Source organism: Gemmatimonas aurantiaca, assembly GCF_037190085.1.
In the GTDB taxonomy this organism is placed as follows: domain Bacteria; phylum Gemmatimonadota; class Gemmatimonadetes; order Gemmatimonadales; family Gemmatimonadaceae; genus Gemmatimonas; species Gemmatimonas aurantiaca_A.
In genome coordinates this window covers 111106-128556 of the sequence record NZ_JBBCJO010000012.1, presented here as the reverse complement: position 1 = coordinate 128556, position 17451 = coordinate 111106, and the positions used below count along the sequence as shown (strand labels likewise).

The 17451-nt window shown below is 64.4% G+C and carries 16 protein-coding genes and 1 tRNA gene; 5 read left to right on the top strand and 12 right to left on the bottom strand.

Annotation, left to right across the window (positions count from 1 at the left end; all coding sequences use genetic code 11):
* Positions 1-846 carry a PPK2 family polyphosphate kinase gene (locus WG208_RS15205; protein WP_337172232.1) on the top strand — a complete coding sequence of 282 codons (846 nt, stop codon included), beginning with the start codon at positions 1-3 and terminating at the stop codon, positions 844-846.
* Between the two features lie 28 nt (positions 847-874).
* On the opposite strand, the gene WG208_RS15200 is transcribed toward WG208_RS15205, so the two are convergent.
* The gene (locus WG208_RS15200; RefSeq protein ID WP_337172231.1) at positions 875-1693 is read right to left on the bottom strand and encodes a CsgG/HfaB family protein; all 819 of its coding nucleotides are present in this window, start codon (positions 1691-1693) and stop codon (positions 875-877) included.
* A gap of 209 nt (positions 1694-1902) precedes the next feature.
* Here WG208_RS15200 and WG208_RS15195 point away from each other — a divergent pair.
* A tRNA-Pro gene (locus WG208_RS15195) sits at positions 1903-1976 on the top strand.
* A 105-nt stretch (positions 1977-2081) separates the two neighbouring features.
* Here the strand turns inward: WG208_RS15195 and WG208_RS15190 are convergent.
* The 4 genes from WG208_RS15190 to WG208_RS15175 form a co-directional block, all read right to left on the bottom strand.
* A complete protein-coding gene (locus tag WG208_RS15190; protein WP_337172230.1) occupies positions 2082-2843 on the bottom strand; it encodes a hypothetical protein in 762 nt (253 codons plus the stop codon).
* Positions 2840-3313, bottom strand: coding sequence for a hypothetical protein (locus WG208_RS15185; protein ID WP_337172229.1), 474 nt, complete (start codon positions 3311-3313; stop codon positions 2840-2842). Before WG208_RS15185 ends, WG208_RS15190 begins: the two co-directional genes overlap by 4 nt.
* A gap of 468 nt (positions 3314-3781) precedes the next feature.
* Complete coding sequence (locus WG208_RS15180) at positions 3782-5047, bottom strand: c-type cytochrome (RefSeq protein ID WP_337172228.1); 1266 nt, start codon at positions 5045-5047, stop codon at positions 3782-3784.
* Position 5048: 1 nt separating this feature from the next.
* Positions 5049-5750 carry a DUF4142 domain-containing protein gene (locus WG208_RS15175; protein WP_337172227.1) on the bottom strand — a complete coding sequence of 234 codons (702 nt, stop codon included), beginning with the start codon at positions 5748-5750 and terminating at the stop codon, positions 5049-5051.
* A gap of 192 nt (positions 5751-5942) precedes the next feature.
* Here WG208_RS15175 and WG208_RS15170 point away from each other — a divergent pair, with 192 nt between their 5' ends.
* On the top strand, positions 5943-6587 hold the full coding sequence (locus WG208_RS15170) for an ArsR family transcriptional regulator (protein ID WP_337172226.1): 645 nt from the start codon (positions 5943-5945) through the stop codon (positions 6585-6587).
* Between the two features lie 10 nt (positions 6588-6597).
* Here WG208_RS15170 and WG208_RS15165 read toward each other — a convergent pair whose 3' ends face one another.
* The 7 genes from WG208_RS15165 to WG208_RS15135 form a co-directional block, all read right to left on the bottom strand.
* Entirely contained in the window at positions 6598-8304 is a 1707-nt protein-coding gene (locus tag WG208_RS15165; RefSeq protein WP_337172225.1) for a hypothetical protein, read from the bottom strand.
* Between the two features lie 264 nt (positions 8305-8568).
* Positions 8569-10275, bottom strand: a complete 1707-nt coding sequence (locus tag WG208_RS15160; protein ID WP_337172224.1) for an FAD-binding dehydrogenase — start codon at positions 10273-10275, stop codon at positions 8569-8571.
* A 2-nt stretch (positions 10276-10277) separates the two neighbouring features.
* The gene (locus tag WG208_RS15155) at positions 10278-11006 is read right to left on the bottom strand and encodes a DUF4159 domain-containing protein (protein WP_337172223.1); all 729 of its coding nucleotides are present in this window, start codon (positions 11004-11006) and stop codon (positions 10278-10280) included.
* The gene (locus WG208_RS15150) at positions 11003-11458 is read right to left on the bottom strand and encodes a thioesterase family protein (protein ID WP_337172222.1); all 456 of its coding nucleotides are present in this window, start codon (positions 11456-11458) and stop codon (positions 11003-11005) included. The genes WG208_RS15155 and WG208_RS15150 overlap by 4 nt, the downstream gene beginning before the upstream one ends.
* The gene (locus WG208_RS15145) at positions 11455-12285 is read right to left on the bottom strand and encodes an RnfABCDGE type electron transport complex subunit D (RefSeq protein WP_337172221.1); all 831 of its coding nucleotides are present in this window, start codon (positions 12283-12285) and stop codon (positions 11455-11457) included. Before WG208_RS15145 ends, WG208_RS15150 begins: the two co-directional genes overlap by 4 nt.
* A gap of 10 nt (positions 12286-12295) precedes the next feature.
* Positions 12296-13126: an FAD:protein FMN transferase gene (locus tag WG208_RS15140; RefSeq protein WP_337172220.1), complete on the bottom strand. Its 831-nt coding sequence runs from the start codon at positions 13124-13126 to the stop codon at positions 12296-12298.
* A gap of 29 nt (positions 13127-13155) precedes the next feature.
* A complete protein-coding gene (locus tag WG208_RS15135) occupies positions 13156-13620 on the bottom strand; it encodes an FMN-binding protein (RefSeq protein WP_337172219.1) in 465 nt (154 codons plus the stop codon).
* A gap of 685 nt (positions 13621-14305) precedes the next feature.
* Between WG208_RS15135 and WG208_RS15130 the strand changes: the two genes are divergently transcribed.
* Both WG208_RS15130 and WG208_RS15125 read left to right on the top strand, forming a co-directional pair.
* Positions 14306-15454, top strand: a complete 1149-nt coding sequence (locus WG208_RS15130) for a TonB-dependent receptor plug domain-containing protein (protein WP_337172218.1) — start codon at positions 14306-14308, stop codon at positions 15452-15454.
* Entirely contained in the window at positions 15451-17439 is a 1989-nt protein-coding gene (locus tag WG208_RS15125; protein WP_337172697.1) for a TonB-dependent receptor, read from the top strand. The genes WG208_RS15130 and WG208_RS15125 overlap by 4 nt, the downstream gene beginning before the upstream one ends.
* Positions 17440-17451 lie beyond the last annotated feature (12 nt).

Sequence of the window (17451 nt, the reverse complement as noted above, 5' to 3'; positions counted from 1 at the left end):
ATGAGCAGCGCATCGATGTTTCTGGAAGGCCTTCGTCTCGAACCCGTGCATGGTTCTGGAGATGCGTCAGGACGACTCGCCCTGGGCGGCAAGGCGGCGCGATGGGAAGATGCGCCCTCCAAATCGGCGCTGGAGCCAGCCACCGCGCAGCTGCTCGAGCGCCTCTCGGCATTGCAGGACGTGTTTCACGCCGACGGTCGTTACGCGCTGCTGATCGTGTTTCAGGGGCGTGATGCGGCGGGCAAGGATGGCGTGATCCGCACGGTGTGCGGCGCGTTCAATCCCACCGGCGTGCAGGTCTCGGCGTTCGGACCGCCGACGGCATTGGAACTGCGGCACGATTTTCTGTGGCGTGTACACGAGGTGGTGCCGCCGCGTGGTGTGATCGGCGTCTTCAATCGGTCCCACTACGAGGACGTACTGGCGGTGCGTGTGCGTGGGCTGGCGCCGGAAGACGTGTGGCGGGCGCGGTACGATCAGATCAATGCGTTCGAACAGATGCTGGCGGAGAATCGCGTGATCATCCGCAAGTGTTTTCTGCATGTCTCGCGTGACGAGCAGCGCGAACAGTTGCAGGAGCGCCTCGACGATCCCACGAAGAACTGGAAGTTCCGGCTGGACGATCTCGAGGACCGCGCCCGATGGGATGCGTACACGGAAGCCTATCGGGAAGCGCTCCAGCGATGCAGCACGGAATGGGCGCCGTGGTATGTCGTGCCCTCGGACCGGAAATCGGTGCGGAACTATCTGGTGGCGCGGATGCTCGTGGAGACCCTGGAGTCGTTGCCGCTCACGTATCCGAAGATGGACGACGCCGTGCGTGAAGCGGCGCGTGACTTCAAGTAGTCGTCAATTCGTCGTCATCATGTGGCGATCACGTACCGGGCGGCCACTTCTTCTTGATCAGTTTGTTGACGCCTTTGTTGATCTCGTCCTTGGCCTTCTGCTCCGCCTTGTCGACGCCCTGCTTGGCTTTCTGTTCCGTCTTGCGCGACGCCCGCTGCTTGATCTCGTCGGAGGTCATCTTCACGAACGCGCTGTTGGGATACTTCGCCACCACGGGCGCGATCTTGAACGTGGCCCCGCCATAGTCCCCGGCATCGGCCAGGCTCATGGCGTTGGAGATCTTCACCATCGCATCCATATCGTCCACCCGATTGGCCTGCTGGCGGGCATCGAGTTTCGCTTCACCTTCCGGCGTGAGAGCGATATCGAGATCCTTGACCAATTGTTTGGTGAGCCGCTTCTGCAAATCGAAGAAGTCTTCCTGTTTGCCGGAGACCTTGGCGGTCTTCACGATGGCCCCCGTCTCGACGCGCACGATGCGGGTGTCGATGCGCACCTGCGGATCGACCGCGGCCAGTGAGCCGATGACGATGTACTGGGCTCCCGCCAGCCGTCCCACCTTCACGGCCGTGGTGGAGTCGAAGTAGCGCGAACGCTGGGCATCGATCTCTTTGGTGACATCGGCCAGACGTTCCCGTTCGAGGAGCTGGATCTCGTCGACGGCAGCGAGGTCGGTGGTCATCATGGCCGCCATGCCCTGGCCCAGATGATCGTAGTCGGACTTGCCGGTGTTGTTGTCGAACGCCAGCACGGCGACGGTCTTTTTCGCGGGCAGCGTCGTGGCGGTGCCGGCGGCGGCAGGGAGCAGCCCGAACGCCAGCAGGGCGAGCGCGAGCAGGGTAGGCATGGAAAGAAAGCTGTGGGATATGTCGCGGAAGTCAAACGAATTTTTGGGGATTTGTGATGCCGGAGGCGCGGGGGAGGGCCGAAGCGACCGACTGGGTACGGTGCGAGGCTGCCAGCTGGGCCAGCGGACTCAGGGACTGGTCCCTGCGTGAGCAAGGGATTACGTTCTTCAGTCTGTTCCCGGCAGAATTGGGGATGGACGCAGTCGTTCGGGACGTAGCGCAGCCCGGTAGCGCACCTGAATGGGGTTCAGGGGGTCGCGGGTTCGAATCCCGCCGTCCCGACTGCAGAAACGAAAGCCCGGCAAGCACTTCGCTTGTCGGGCTTTTGTCGTGTTCGTGACCGGAGACCTGAAGGACTCACCGGGGGCATACGGACGCTCAGGCTCGTCAAAGCGTGCGAGGCAGCGCCTCCAGTCGACGCAGTTGCTCGTGAAGCCGCTGATGCACGCGCACGACGTCGTACCCACTGGTGACGACCACGTGGGCCTGGAGTACCTCGCTCAGCACGTCCTCGTCTTTCAGCAACGCTTTCGCCATCCGAGAGAGCGTTGCACGTACGCGTGCCGGTGTCTGCTCACACTCGGCCGACAGCGATGGGCGTGAGGCGATCACCGCGAGGATATCTTCGAGATCGTGACTGCCAAACAGGTCGTCCGCACCACGATCCTGGTGGGCCGCCCATTTGAGTGCGATGAAGACGGGAGGAGCGGCATGGTGTATGACCACGACACTGCCATTCGGCCGCGCCAGTGTAACCGGGACAGCGGTCTCGACGGCGATCAGATCGAGGGGATTTCCGCTCCCGCCAAGATACGTGCCCGCCGGCACCAGGTCGAAAGGAATTCCAGTAGGTGTCGTCCAGCGATGGGCATGGCCCGTTGCCTCAGCACCCAAAGCGAGTTGGCGAAACCCGAGTTTACGGAGCTCGTTCTGGAGTGATTCGAACTCCGGGTAGTTGGCGGCAATTGCCAGGCCATCCACATCCGTCGTCGGACGTACCCGAGGGGAGACGGGGTGCGTCTGCAGCAGCGGTGCGATCGCCCCGCCGATGAAGACGACCCTGTCAGCGAGCGGCCCAAGTGCCGCGGCCACACCGCCCAGATGCTCGAGTGCTGGAGAGGTTCTGCCTGTGAATGCGGGCGCCTTCATCCCTGCTCGGACACTGGGCGATGTTCCGCAGCGTTTCGCGGCTGAATGGTTTCCGTGAGGTAGGCCACGGCCAACTGCCGTTCACGGACACGGCCTACACGCAATGCGTCCACGGCGGACAGCATGGCATACAGTTGCGGGCGTTCGCGTGCGACTCGTGCTGCCTTCGGCCATAGGGGTTCGATCTCCGGCCCCTCGCTATCACCTTCCGCGTCCGGCCAGACCACCGCATCGTCGACCACCAGCGAACCACGCATCGCGGGACCGGCATGGGCCGTCGGGACACCCCGCGTCGTCTTCCCAGGGACAGCAGGAAACGCGTACCGAACGCCGTGGGTCAGGAATTCGACCAGCGCGTGGCGGTTCACGGCCCGCTCGCCCTCGAACCCTTTGCGGAGCAGCCCCGCCGTGAAGAGTCGACGTACGGACTGGTGGGCCGTACTCGTGCTGATCTCGAGTTTTCTGGCCATTTCGGCGAAGGAGTCTGCCGGTGCCTCCAGTAGGTGGAGGGCAACCGGCACGTCCAGCGGATGCAGAGCATACTTCGACACAGAACCTCCCGTTCTATGTTCGCAAATATCGAATGAATATTATTTACAGGTTTCCGAAACGCAAGCTCGGCATGAGGTAGCTTCCAGAGGTCCGGAAGAGTCACCTGCGCCGCAATCCGTCGCTCAGATTGCGCCGCTCGAAGCGGTATTGACGCCCGAGTTCTCCCGCACGACGTCCATCCAGGAGCGGAGCATTCGCTTTGATCGCGAGCGGACCATGGCCGCGTTCGGGGCGTTCGACGACCCCATCACGCCGCTCGCCGGATGTCCGAAGCGACCCTCGAGGAAGCGCAGAATTGGGATGTCTGCCCTTTTCAGGAACCACGGAGCCAGGCGATGCTCTCCATTGCCTGGCTCTGTGGTTGTGAGACCGGAAGTTCTGTCGTGTCAGAGCGTCTTGAGATACTCCACCAGGTCCCGCTTCTGCGCGTCGGTGAGTCTGAGGTTGCGGGTCCGGTCATAGTGGGCCACCACATCGGCGAGTGTGGCGGCGCTGCCATCGTGGAAATACGGCGCATGTTGCCATAGTCCACGTAGCGGGGTGGTGCGATAGCGTTTCTGGGTGGTGCGTGCGGCATATCGCGGGTCCATCCCCGTCTCGCCGGGTGCATGCAGTACGCCGTCGTTGACGTCCGTGAAGCGCGCGCCTGCATGACAGGATGCGCAGCCTGCCGCCCCGGCAAAGAGCGTCCGTCCCCGTGCGGCGGCCTGTGCATCGAAACTGCCGACCGGAGGTGGCGGCGGTTCCAGACTGAGTTGGTAGGCCCGCAGGGCCGCCAGTTTCGGTGTCACCATATCCGGCGTCTGCGTGACGTTGATGTTCAGTCGCGGATCACTGAACGATCCGCGTCCGTGCATCTGTGTGACGGCCACATAGGCGTTCCAGTAGGAGACGGGTCCTTCCGCTGTGAACGTCTCGCGGGCCACGCCATTCAGCCCGTATGCCGGTGGCAGGACGAGCGGTGTGTTCAGGCCGTCCATGTTGATGCGAGGGTCGTATTTTCCCGGCCCCCACCCATTGAGCACGGCCTTGGTGGCCGCCGGCACGGCAGGAGACAGGGCCACGATCGCCCCGGGATTCAAATCGACGTTGGGCGCGCCATCGATACGCCGTCCGATACCGCGCGCGAACGAGTTGTCCACGGTCGAATGGCAGAGCGCGCAGGTGATACCCACCCGGGCGAGTGTCTTCCGGCCGGTCATGTCGGTCCGTACCTCGCCCTTGATCCCGAGCACCGCATCCAGTTCGATCAACGCGAGGGTCGTTTGCGGACTATCGAGATCGACCTGGCCTGCGGCGAGCGCGCTTCTCACGGCCGCGGGCAGCGCATCGACATCGACTTTGAGGCCCACGCCGAGTGCCGCCACGGGAGTCACCGCCGACTGAATGACTTCGTGCATGCGCAGCGTGTCGGTCCAGTATTGCTCGTCACCGAACGTATCGAAGCGGAAGATGTCCTTGCCCTCGGTGACGAGGGCGGGATCGAGTGGTTCGGGGGCGGGGATTATCGGCTCTTCACTGCCGCGGCACGCCGCCACTCCGAGAATCGTGACACACGCGGCGACCGCGGTGGCATGAGCAACCATGCGCCAGCGCCGCACCGTGCAGGGGCCGGAGTCTGCATCGGGAGATGGATCAGGCGTCTTGCCCATCTCAGTGATCCAGGTGTTCCAGGTCCTTGGCTCCGGACTGCCCGTTCAGCCGCTTCTCCATCTGCTGCGCGGCGATCATGTGCGCTTCGAAAGCCGGCGCCACCTTCACCACGAGGGCCCGTAGCTCGGCGTTCTGGATGGCCGGGAGCAACGTCGTCTTGATGGCATCGATCACAGCCTTGTGGAAGTCGGCCTCGTGTCGCAGGAAGGCCACGTCGAAAGACGCACCCTTGAGCGTCCGCAGGCGGGCCATGGCGGCCTGATGATCCTTTTCCATCTGCCGATCGGCGGGCGGGGTGGGCGAGACGCCGAGTTTCTTGGCAAGATCGCGACCCATCTGCCGTACTCCTTCATGGTCCCGTGCCAGCATGGCCCCGAAGTCCCGCACTTCCTTCGACGATGCATGCTCGGCTGCTAGGCGGCCGGTCTCGATGTCGGCGCCATTGGCGAGATCGAAAATGGCCACGATGGTGGGATCATCCAGGCGCAGCACTGCGGCTGCGGTGGAGAGCGAGGGCACCTGGTTGGTGGCAGGGACCGTGAGCGCGGCAGGGCGAGGGGAGAGCTGGTCCGGTGATTTCGGCAGGGGATCCGATGAGCGGTCTGCGGCCGCGAGGAGGGCAAGTGGGGCGGCCGTGACGAGGAGAATCGTCGCAACGGCGGTGCGACGGGTGGACGGGGTGTTGGGCTTGAAGGCGGGCATGGGACGGTGTTCCTGGTAGGAGAAATTCGGTTCGGATTGAACCGGAGGCGGGATGTGGCGGAGGCCACCATCGGCGCGCAGGACCAGGGTATCGTCATAATATCCAATTTGTCAATAGTTTTTTGTTGTTATTTGACATTTTGTCTTATTTCGGTATTTTTAGGCCTCAGTCTTCAGCGTGAGGAGTGGAGGTTGTCTTCATCGGTCTTCCAGCGAATCGTGGATGGCACTCGAGGTCGGTTGGTGTCTCTGCTGCGGCGAGGCACTCACACCGTCGAGGAGTTGGCGGCCTCGGTCTCGCTGACCGACAACGCGGTGCGATCGCATTTGGTGGCCCTGGAACGCGATGGGCTGGTCCGACCGAACGGGGTGCGGCGCGGGGGCACAGCGGGCAAGCCCGCTACCCTCTACGAGATTTCGCCAGAGGCGGACCTGTTGTTCTCCCGGGCCTACGCGCCGGTGCTCGCATCACTCGTGGAGGTCATCGGCGAGCGGATGTCGCCGGGCGAGACCGAGGAGGTCCTGCGCGATGTCGGGCGCCGCATTGCAGCGGCAACGGGTGTGGCGCCGACCGGTGAACTCCGGGTTCGGGCACAGGCTGCCGTCGCGATTCTCACATCGCTGGGTAGCCAGGTGGAACTGCTGGAAACAGACGGACATCTGACCATTCAGGGGTGTGGCTGTCCGCTCGCCGAAGCCGTGAAGGCCAAGTCGGAAACATGCTGCGCGGTGGAAGGGCTGCTCGAGCAGCTCGTCGGAGCGCCGGTCGTGCAGCAATGTGCACACGGGGAACGCCCCAGTTGCCGTTTCGGAATCGAGATACCGAAGTCGGAGTAACTACCAGTACCTACGGTGAAGCCGCCGCCGTCGCCGCAAACACCACCGGATTCCCCTTCGCGACCGGGGCCTGCACCGTCGCCGTCACGCGCTGCGGGCCCACGACCGGGCCCAGGATCCAGGCTCCGCCCGAGGCCAGGCCGCCGGCGCTCGTGATGACACTGGCGTGCTGGATGCTGCCGCCGCCCGCGGTGACGCGGAAGAGCACGGTCACACCCGGCACGGGATTGCCATAGTTGTCCGTGACTTTCACCGTGGGCGCGGTGGAGAGGGTGTCGCCCACTACGGCGCGGCCGCTGGTCGCCGATGCGGCCGTCACGACTTTGGGCGCGCCCACACTCACATCGCTCGTGAAGGTGAGCGTGGTGCCGGTGATGTTCACCACTTCCGCGGTGGCCTGCTGATCGCCCAGCACGCCGCCGAAATACCACGTGCCTTTCGCCAGTCCGTCACGTCCCGATTTCACGACGCTGGTCTGCATGCTGCCGCGACCGGTGAGCACTTTGAATTTCACCGCGGCATTGGGAAACGGATCGCCGTCCGCATCGAGCACACGCACCTGCAGCATCGTGCTTTCGCCCGTGCGCCCATTCACATTCGTGTCGCTCACCGCGACCAGTGCGGTGTCGGCGGGTGGCGCTTTGACGGTGGCTACGAAACGCAGGGTGTCGTCGATGCCCTGAGCGGTCACCAACACGGTCTGCGTGCCAGCCTGCCTGGCGAATGTCCATGTCGCGTTGGCGACGCCGGTTTTCCCCGAGACCGCGGGTGAGGGGAGCACGGTGCCGCTACCGGTGAGCGCGCGGAATGTGACCGAGGCCTTGGGCAGCGGTTGTCCACGCTGATCGCGCACCAGCACACTCAAGGTCCGACTGCCGCCGATGATGCCGGTGAGCGAACTGTCCGTCATCGATTGCAGGGTCACGGCCACGGGCGGGGCTTCCACATCGGCCACGAACACCAGCGTATCGGTGAGGCCGTCCACCGTCACGCGCAGCCGCTGATCGCCCACCGTGCGCGTGCTGAAGGTCCAGGTGACCTTCGCTTCTCCGCGGTTGTTCGAACGCACGACCGGATACGCCACCGTGCCGGCGTTCGTATCGGGCGTGAAGTTCACACTGGCCGACTGGAAGGGATTGCCCAGGGAATCGACGACGAGCACGGTGACCACCGCGTTCCCCGCGTACGTGCCTGTGAATGCCGCCGAACTGACGGCGCTCACATCGTACGGGCCGGGCAACGTGGCCGTGAAGATGAGGGTATCGGGCGCGCCCTGGATCCACACGCGCAGGGTCTGCGCGCCAACCGCCGGTCCGAATCGCCAGGTATTCGTGGCCTCGCCCGTGAGGTTGGTGTTCACGGTGGCGCGACTCATCGCCCCATGACCCGCCGCCGGCTGAAAGATGACCACGGCGTTGTGCATGAGACGCCCGGTGGTGTCCGACACCACCACCTTGACGGTGGCCTGCCCGCCGAGCTGGCCCTGGACGAGCGTGTCGCTGCGTGGCGCCAGCCGCAGGGATGCGAGTGTGGTACTCGCGGCCAATGTCGCCGGCCAGGATAGGGCCGATGCACTGTCGACATCACGGTCGACGTCGTGACCGACGTCTTGATCGATATCATTGCCCGGCGCGCGCATGGCGGCGATGGAGGGTTCCAGCGTCGACGGGCTCTGTTCGCCACAGGCCAGCAATGTGCCAAGCAGTACCATCGACATGGCCGCAATCGGGATACCCCGCCTCATGCTGCGCATCCGCTCTCCAATCCGTTCTTGCCGTATTGCCGACGCGCTTCGTCACGCGCCGCCACCGAAAGGAATTATCGGTTGCAGGGCAGGGCATACTCCATCTGTGCCGCCGATTCACGTCCGGCCTTGGTCGTCACATGGTGTGCATGGCCGCATCGTGTGAAACTCACCGGAGTCTCAAAGGAGACTCAAAGGAGCCTCACCCGAAACTCCGGTCGGTGAAATCGGCGGCGTCTACACGTCCCGGGCCGCGGCGCGCCCCGCGGTGCGGCCGCTGAAGAGACATCCGCCAAGGAACGTGCCTTCGAGCGCGCGATAGCCGTGGACACCGCCGCCACCGAAGCCTGCCACTTCTCCGGCAGCATACAGACCGCGCAACGGGGTGCCATCGACCCCGAGGACACGGGCGGCGAGATCGGTGGCCAGCCCGCCGAGTGACTTGCGGGTGAGGATGTGCAGCTTCACTGCGATGAGCGGACCGTTGGCCGGATCGAGAATGGGCGAAGGCGAGGCGATGCGCATGACCCGTTCGCTGAAGAACCGGCGCGCACTGTGAATGAGTGCGAGTTGTGGATCCTTGCCGCCATTGTGCACGAGTTGCCAATCGCGGTCGCGCACGGCCTGCTCGACGAGGTCATGACGCACGAGTGGTGTGTCGGTGAGCGTGTTCATGCCGTCGACGAGTGCACGCAACGAATCACGCACGACGAAGTCGGCACCCCGATCCATGAATGCCTGCACCGGGGCGGGTACCGCTTTGCCCAGACGTTTGAGAACGAGGCGAATATTACGTCCGGTGAAGTCGGGGTTCTGCTCACTGCCGGACAGCGCGAATTCACGCTTGATGATGGCCCGGTTCAACACGAACCACGTGTGATCGTATCCGTGCGTCGTGATGTGCTGCAGTGTGCCCAGGCTGTCGGATCCCGGTACGTTGGGGAAGGGAAACCGTGCCCCGGTGGGATCGAGCCAGAGGCTGCTGGGGCCGGGGAGGATGCGGATGGCATGTTGCGGCCAGATGGGCGCCCAGTTGCGGATGCCTTCGGTGTAGTGCCACATGCGATCGGGATTGATCAGCCGCGCACCCGCACGCACCACCTCCTGCTGCAGCAGTCCGTCCACATGCGCCGGCACGCCGGTGATCATATGACGTGGCGCCGGACCGAGGCGGTCGACGGGCCAGTAGTGGCGGACGAGATCGTGGTTGCCCCCGATGCCACCCGACGTCACGATCACGGCGGACGCGTGCAAGGTGAAATCACCGATCACAGTGCGCGAACTACTCTCGCCGCGCGCCACGGTGGAAGGTTCGAGAATGTCACCATGCACACCATGGACCGTACCATCGGTGACATGCACGCCACGCACCCGATGACGGAAGCGCAAGGCAATGCGCCCACGGTCCACGTGCGCCTGCACGCGTCGCAGGAAGGGCTCGAGCACCCCCGGGCCGGTGCCCCAGGTGATGTGAAAGCGCGGCACGCTGTTGCCCGAGGCCGCTGCGCCACTGCCGCCACGTTCGGCCCAGCCCACAATCGGAAACCAGCGCATCCCCTGGGCATGCAGCCACGCCCGCTTCTCACCCGCCGCGAAGTCCACATACGCCTCGGCCCATCGACGCGGCCATTCGTCGTCGGGGCGATCGAAGCCGGCGGTGGTCATCCAGTCGCGCAGCGCGAGATCGCGTGAATCGCGAATGCCCAGCCGGCGCTGCTCGGGCGAGTCGACGAAGAACAATCCGCCGAGCGACCAGAACGCCTGCCCGCCCAGATTCTGCTCGCCTTCCTGATCGAGCAGCAGCACCTGCTTGCCGGCATCGGCGGCTTCGGCGGCCGCGACGAGTCCGGCCAGCCCTGCGCCGATCACGATGATGTCCGCGAGATGGGCGGTATGGCCTACGTGTTGGAGGCCGGGAGCGCGGTCGGCGTGCGTGGGCGCCATGGTCAATGCGTCAGGGCGTAGATGAGATAGTTGGTGGCGAACTTGTAGGCATCGTTGGTGAGATTCACCGCGTACCACCCCTGGCCGGACCACTCCATGTAGTCGCCAATGTCATTGTTGTAGTTGACGATCGTGAGCAGGCGTTTGGCCGGATCGTTGTCTTCAAAGATGCCGTAGTACTCGGCTTTGGCCGCGCGATTGTCGGGATGGTGCATGCCGTCGAGTGAGGCGATGCTGAAGAACGTGTTGAAGATGGGATGCGAGCGGTCGAGCCGGATGAACTGGGCGTCGGGCAGCACGAGTCGCATGGAGTAGGCGAAGTTCTCCCACTGCCGGAAGTAGAAATCGTCGACGATGAGAAAACCGCCTTTCAGCAACCAGTCCCGCAGCCCCGCGGCCTCCGTTTCGGTGGGGCGCCAGTAGCCGGGCTCAGAGAGGTAGGCAATCGGATAGCGCGACAGGCCGGGGTCGTCCATGTCGTGCACATTGCTGCCGCGGGTATGCACCCGCATGGTGGTGAGATCCTGCACGATGGTCATGAAGTTGCGCTCCATGGCCGGGTAGTCGTACACCCATCCCGGCGGACCGTATTCGATGTAGCGCAGTCGCACGAAGGTGAAACGTCCGTCGTACGGCACGTTGGGTTCGATGCGCTGGCGGCGCTGCGAGTGCACGATCGCGGCCGAGCCGACGGTGAGCAGCAGCAGAAGCAGCGCCGCGGTCTTCTTCATGACGTCAGGCGCAATGATTCGAGCGCCGTACGGGTGGCCGACGGAATGGGCGTGGGGCGACGTGTCGTGCGATCGACGTAGACGTGCACGAAGTGCCCGATGGCGGCGGCGATGTCGTCGTCGTTGCGGAACAGCGCGATCTCATAGCGGACGCTGGTGGTGCCGATGTGCTGCACGCCGAGTCCGGCGGTGACGCGGTCGGGGAAGCTGAGCGGTGCGAAAAAACGACAGCCGGTTTCGACGACGAGACCGATGGCATCACTGGTGCCGATATCGAGCAGGCCCTGTGAGATGAGCCAGCGATTCACGGCGGTATCGAAAAAACTGTAGTACACGACGTTGTTGACGTGACCGTAGGCGTCGTTGTCCATCCATCGGGTGTCGATGGCCGTCAGATGGGGAAACCGATCGCGTCGGATCGATGTCGTGTCGAGGCTCTTGCTGCTGCTCATCCTGCTATAGTGCCGCGCTTTTTCGTGTGTCGCCACTTGCGCCACCCTTCCCAGAGATTGGCAACGAGCAGTCCCCCCAGGAGGAAGTACACCGCACCGACCGTCATGTAGAGGAGCATGCTGACGATGGCGGCGATGGCGCCGTACCGGAGTTGGTCACCGTACCGTGGCGGCGAGGTTGGCGGGTCGGTGGCCATGAAGCCGGCGAAGAACAGGGCCATGTGCACGTCGGGCGCGCGATAGAGGGCCGCCATGCGCGCCGGATCGCCGACATAGGCCAGGAGGGTGGCGATCAGGAAGTAGACGCCCAGAAACGACAGGGCGAGCGGGGCCTTGTGCAGCCGCCGGGTCATGAAGAGCGCCGCGGCCAGCAGCAGCAGGATCCAGGGCCAGGGCAATTCGGGGAGCGCTCCCCACCAGCTCTGTCCGGAACCGAAGAGGTAGTAGCTGGCCACGAGGCCGGCGGCAGCTGGATTGAGCACATTGGCCCGTCGCACCCGCAACGCATGTTTGGCCACGATTCCGATAGCCGCCGCGGAGGCCGCGATGTACCAGGGTTGGTGCGGACTCAGGACCAGGGCGACGAGCCAGCCGGTGAGCATGGCGCCATCGGGCACACTCCACTCCCGGTCGCGCCAACGCAGGAGCGGCACGTCGATGAGCGCCGCGGTGACGACCGCGGCGGCGAGCGACGGCATCACGAGACGCCATCCGGTGTGCACCACGGCCGGCACGGTGAGCAGCAGCAGAACGCCGGCAAACAGTCCTTTGGGGGAGCGTATCCAGCGATACAGGTGAGGCCAGTCGGCGCGCAGGTGACTCGTCACGTCGATCGTATCACGAAACAGGGTGATCGTTCTGAAAACCGGGAGAATGCACACGACCACCGGCATTCACCACATACCAGTCGCCCCGATCATCGATCAGCAGCGCATCGACGCCCTGGGCTTCCAGAAAGGGCAGCCCGCGCTCACGTCCCATGATGAACGCGGCGGTGGCCAGCGCATCGGCCATTGCGGTGCTCTCGCCCACGACCGAGCAGCTCACCAGTCCCCGCGATGCGCGGCCGGTGGTGGGATCGATCAGATGATGCCCATCGGCGGTGCGGCGTTCGTACGAACCACTGGTGCAGAGGGCGCCACTGTCGATCGAGACGCGTGCCAGCAGGGCGCCGCGCACGAAGGGATCGCGGATACCGATGGACCAGGGCCGGCCGAGCAGGTTGTGTCCGCGACAGTAGAGATCACCCCCGGCATCGATGGCGATGTCGGGGAGATCGTGCAGCGTTTGCGCCATCAGATCCACGGCGAAGCCTTTGGCGATGGCGCCGAGATCGAGGCGCAGGGGGTGATGAAGCGTGACCGTATGTGCGGCCCGATCGATCTGTATGGACTGCCAGGTCGCAGGCGGAGAACTGCCGACGGTGGGGTCGAACGCGCCGTTCGAGGTACGGGCCACGGCGATGGCGAGATCCAGCAGATGCTCCAGCAGCGGGCTGACCGGCACGGGCTCTCCGACCACGGCGCACAGTCGCGAGAGTTCACTGTCCGGATCGAAGCGGGAACAGATGCGTTCGACTTCAGCCACCCACTGCATGGCGTCGCGGGCCCGGCTCAGCAGCGCCTCTTGGTCGGGCCCGACGAGCTGAATGGCCACAACGGTCCCCATCGCCGAGATCACATGCTCGACGAGATGGTTCACTTGGCCTTGGCGAGCGCGTCGACGACCGAGTAGTAGAACGCGTTGGCGCTGTGCGTCGCCCCGGAGACGTTGTCGACGTCGGGGTTCTGGCGGGCGACCACCTGCTGCTGCAGGTGCGCGATCCAGGAGCATGAATACTGCGTAAGACAGCGACTGATGGCGGCCGCCACGATCTTGCCGTGCTCGATGACGACGGTGGATTCGACATCGCCATGGCGCGACGTGCCATATCCGACGTAGGTCCCATCCTGCCAACCGGCGGGGGCTTTGACCGACGTGCTGGAATCGACCGGAGCCGTGGCCTTGGTGCCTTTGGCGGCGCTGTTGGTGGAAGCGCCGTTGGCAGGGGATGTGCCGGTGGTCACGCCTGCCGTCACGGGAACCGGTGCCAGGCTGTTCGGTTTTGCCACGACGACGGGCCCTGCCGCGGTCTCCTGTCGCGTATTCGTGGCGACGGTCACAGCGGGCGCTGTTGTCAAAGGTTTTCCTGCAACGGGTGCCTCCGCATTCATGTCGCCGGTCGCGGATGGTAACGGCGTGGTCTCGCGGGCCATCGTGTCGGCCGATTGTTTCGGAGGCGCGAGGGATGACGCGGTGTTCTGCTGGACGGTCGGGCTTGCCGTGTCCGGAGTCAGCCCGGGGTCTCTGGAGGTCTGCTGGGTATGCGAACTCGCGGAACCCGCGACACCGGCTCGCGCCGCCGAGGCGGCCTCATCACGAGGTGTCTCGGAAACGGTCTCCCGCACATCCCGGGCCGTTGATATTGCCGACACCTCGCCGATCGGTCGGCGGCGCTCCGTGCCGTGTGCTTCGAGGGCGGCTGCCGCGCCGCGGGTCCGGTGGAATCCGGCCGCATAGACACTGAGCACGGCTGCTGATCCCAACGCCATGAGACGAGGCATGGGTCCGGTGACGGCCCGCAGGGATGGTCTGTTGTTGGAGTGTTGCGCGGACGGTTCGTCAGCCACGGGAGGGAGAGTGCAGGGGCGGTGATGCTCCACCCATCTACGTGCGAGTTCCGTCGGGTGTTCGAGGTCCGTGGTCAATGTCCCGTGCTGGCAATGTCGTCCTTTGTAGGTGTGGGCGTGATCGGGCGCGGTGCTCCGGTCGCCGCGCACCTCTTATCCTCATGCGGAGACACGTCCTATGCTCCAATTCTGGCGCCCGGTGTTGGCGCTCGCTGGATTGCTGGCCGGAGCCGGTGTACCGGTGCAGGCGCAGCAATCCTCGGTCGGATCCCTGTCCGTCACGGTTACCGACGCGGCCAACCAGCGACCGGTGGAAGCCGCTCGCGTGTTCGTGGTGGGCACCGCCTATGGTGGTCAGACGACCGGAGAAGGGAAGCTGACCCTGCGCAATCTGCCCACGGGTTCACACACCATCCGCGTGCTTCGTGTGGGGTACACGGAGCAGACCCGACAGGTGACGATCGCAGCCGGCGCGGTCGCGAATCTGGACGTATCCCTGACCGTCGCGGCGATCAATCTCGCGGCGGTCGTGACGACGGCCACCGGTGAACAGCGCCGTGTGGAAATCGGCAACGCGACGGCCAACATCGATGCGGCAAAGGTGACGGAAGTCGCTCCGGTCTCGAACGTGAGCGACCTGCTCAACTCGCGTGCGCCGGGTGTGACGGTGACCAGCGGTTCGCAGACGGGCACGGGAGCCCGTATCCGCGTCCGTGGCACGAATTCCGTGAGTCTGTCGAACGAGCCGATCTGGATCATCGACGGCATTCGTATGACCAGCGACCGCGGTTCCTTTGCCACGCCGACGGGAGCCGGCGGCACCAACAGCGGTACGGGTGGCAACAACCCGAGCCGCACCGGTGACATCAACCCGGAAGAAATCGAGAGCATCGAGATCGTGAAGGGTCCGTCGGCGGCGACACTGTACGGCACCGACGCGGCCAACGGCGTGATCCTCGTGACCACCAAGAAGGGACGTTCGGGCGCACCGCGCTGGACGTTCTACGGCGAAGGCGGCACGATCTTCGACAAGAACTGGTATCCGACGGCGTATTCCCTCTGGGGCAAGCGCACGGGGGGCAGACGGTATCGGCCCGCGACTTCTGCAACCTCCAGCGCGTCGGCCTTGGCCAGTGCACGGTGGACTCCGTCAGTTCGCTCAACATCTTCAACGAAAGCGATCTCACACCGGTGGGAACGGGCAGCCGTCGTCAGTTGGGGGCGCAGGTGGCGGGTGGTTCGGATGCGGTGCGCTATTTCGTGTCCGGCGAAGATGAAAACGAAGTGGGTGTGCTGGAGCTTCCGGAGTTCGAGCGCAACCGCATGAACGCGGAAGGTTCGAAGATCTACAAGTGGACGGACCGTCCCAACATGACGGGCCGTCGCTCGCTGCGTTCGAACCTCAACATGACGATGTCGCCGAAGTTCGACATCGGCACGGCGACGAGCTTCATCAACATCAACCAGACCTATTCGCTGGAGTCGAACTCCACGGCCGGTCTGGGTTCGCACCTTTTTGGCGGTCCGGGCACGCGGAACAACGGTACCGTTTCCGGCCTGCCCGGCGTGCCGCTCAACGGCTATCGCGCCTGGACGCCGGGTCTGATGTGGCAGGAAAAGACCGCGCAGGAGGTGAATCGCTTCATCTGGTCGAGCCAGGCGAACTATCGCCCGACCAGTTGGTTGTCCACGCGTGCCACGGTCGGTAACGACTGGACCGGTCGCAGCGATGAGAATCTGCTGCGCCGGGGTGAAGGCCCGCCACTGACCGCGACCTATCGTCTCGGTGCACGTGGTATCGGCCGTGTGCAGGTGAACAATTTCACGGTCGATCTCGGGGCCACGGCGCAGTACAGTTTCCTCGGTTTCCAGCAGAAAACGACGGTGGGCGCGCAGTACATCGGCTACAAGTTCACGCGCGCCAGCACCGGATCGAGCCAGCTGGCTCCCGGCGGGGTGACGGTGGGTGCCGGCACGCAGTTGTCGGTGGACGAAGCGACCACCGACCAGCGCACCTTCGGTACGTTCATCGAACAGGCCTTTGCCTGGAAGGACCGTCTGTTCCTCACGGCGGCGGTGCGTTCCGACCAGAACTCGGCGTTCGGTACCAACTTCCAGAGCATCCTGTATCCGAAGGGATCGGTATCCTATCTGATCTCGGAGGAGGATTGGTGGCATGCGCCGTCGTGGATGAACACCATGCGCCTCCGGTACGCCTATGGCCAGTCGGGCGTGCAGCCGGGACCGAACGACGCCACGCGTTACTACGAAGCCGCCGTCACCAACCTGGTGGGCGTCGATCAGCCGTTGATCCGGCAAGCGGCGCTGGGCAACGACGATCTTCGACCGGAACGGTCGGCCGAACATGAAATGGGTTTCGAAACCCAGCTGTTCGGGTCCCGCCTCAGCGTCGACTACACGTACTACAGCAAGATCACGACCGACGCGCTCATCCAGGCCGTTCTCCCGCCATCGTACGGCTCCGTGACCAACCAGTACCGCAATCTCGGCTCGGTGAAGAATGCCGGCATGGAGCTCGGTATCACCGCGCAACTGGTGCAGAAGAACGTGTTCGGCTGGGACGTGAACATCGCCGCCGCGGGCAACGACAACAAGGTCGTGTCGCTTGGCAACACGCCGGAGCAGATCGGCACCAGCTCGCGCACCGTGGCAGGGTATCCGGTGCAGGGGCTCTGGGCGGCGCCGATAACGGGCTGGCAGGACAAGAACGGCGACGGCTTGCTGACCTGGTACGCCGACGAAGCGCGCAACGAAGTGTTCGTGGGGAAGGACACGATCTTCCGTGGTTATGCCACGCCGCGGTATTCCGCCACGCTGACGAACGGCTTCGATCTGTTCGACCGCAAGTTGCGCCTGCAGACCATGTGGGACTGGCGCGGCGGCAACAAGTGGTACAACAACACGGAACGTATCCGTTGCACACGTCCGAACTGCAGCGGTCGTCTGAATCCCGAGGCGTCGTTCGAAGATCAGGCCATGAATATCGCGGCCAACGAACATTCGATGCGCACGATCGATGGCTACTTCCAGCCGGGGGCCTTCGTTCGACTCCGCGAGGCGTCGGCACAGTACAACTTCTCGCCGGAGCTCGCGCGCCGGCTGGTGCGCGGCCGCTCGCTGTCCCTCATCATGACGGCCCGCAATCTGGCGCTCTGGACCAAGTATCGCGGCAGTGATCCGGAGTCCGGCTACAACACCACGGCAACCACCAACGCCTCCGACGCGCCAAGCGAATTCCAGACCATCGCTCCGCCCAGCTTCTTCATCATGCGCGTCAACATCGGATACTGAGGATACGCGACC

Coding starts and splice junctions, on each gene's coding strand:
- WG208_RS15160 (WP_337172224.1), bottom strand. CDS start 10,275: ATGGCGCCCACGCACGCCGACCGCGCTCCCGGCCTCCAACACGTAGGC.
- WG208_RS15155 (WP_337172223.1), bottom strand. CDS start 11,006: ATGAAGAAGACCGCGGCGCTGCTTCTGCTGCTGCTCACCGTCGGCTCG.
- WG208_RS15175 (WP_337172227.1), bottom strand. CDS start 5,750: ATGCCCGCCTTCAAGCCCAACACCCCGTCCACCCGTCGCACCGCCGTT.
- WG208_RS15180 (WP_337172228.1), bottom strand. CDS start 5,047: ATGGGCAAGACGCCTGATCCATCTCCCGATGCAGACTCCGGCCCCTGC.
- WG208_RS15190 (WP_337172230.1), bottom strand. CDS start 2,843: ATGAAGGCGCCCGCATTCACAGGCAGAACCTCTCCAGCACTCGAGCAT.
- WG208_RS15140 (WP_337172220.1), bottom strand. CDS start 13,126: ATGGGGACCGTTGTGGCCATTCAGCTCGTCGGGCCCGACCAAGAGGCG.
- WG208_RS15205 (WP_337172232.1), top strand. CDS start 1: ATGAGCAGCGCATCGATGTTTCTGGAAGGCCTTCGTCTCGAACCCGTG.
- WG208_RS15185 (WP_337172229.1), bottom strand. CDS start 3,313: ATGGCCAGAAAACTCGAGATCAGCACGAGTACGGCCCACCAGTCCGTA.
- WG208_RS15125 (WP_337172697.1), top strand. CDS start 15,451: ATGAACGCGGAAGGTTCGAAGATCTACAAGTGGACGGACCGTCCCAAC.
- WG208_RS15200 (WP_337172231.1), bottom strand. CDS start 1,693: ATGCCTACCCTGCTCGCGCTCGCCCTGCTGGCGTTCGGGCTGCTCCCT.
- WG208_RS15150 (WP_337172222.1), bottom strand. CDS start 11,458: ATGAGCAGCAGCAAGAGCCTCGACACGACATCGATCCGACGCGATCGG.
- WG208_RS15130 (WP_337172218.1), top strand. CDS start 14,306: ATGCTCCAATTCTGGCGCCCGGTGTTGGCGCTCGCTGGATTGCTGGCC.
- WG208_RS15165 (WP_337172225.1), bottom strand. CDS start 8,304: ATGTCGATGGTACTGCTTGGCACATTGCTGGCCTGTGGCGAACAGAGC.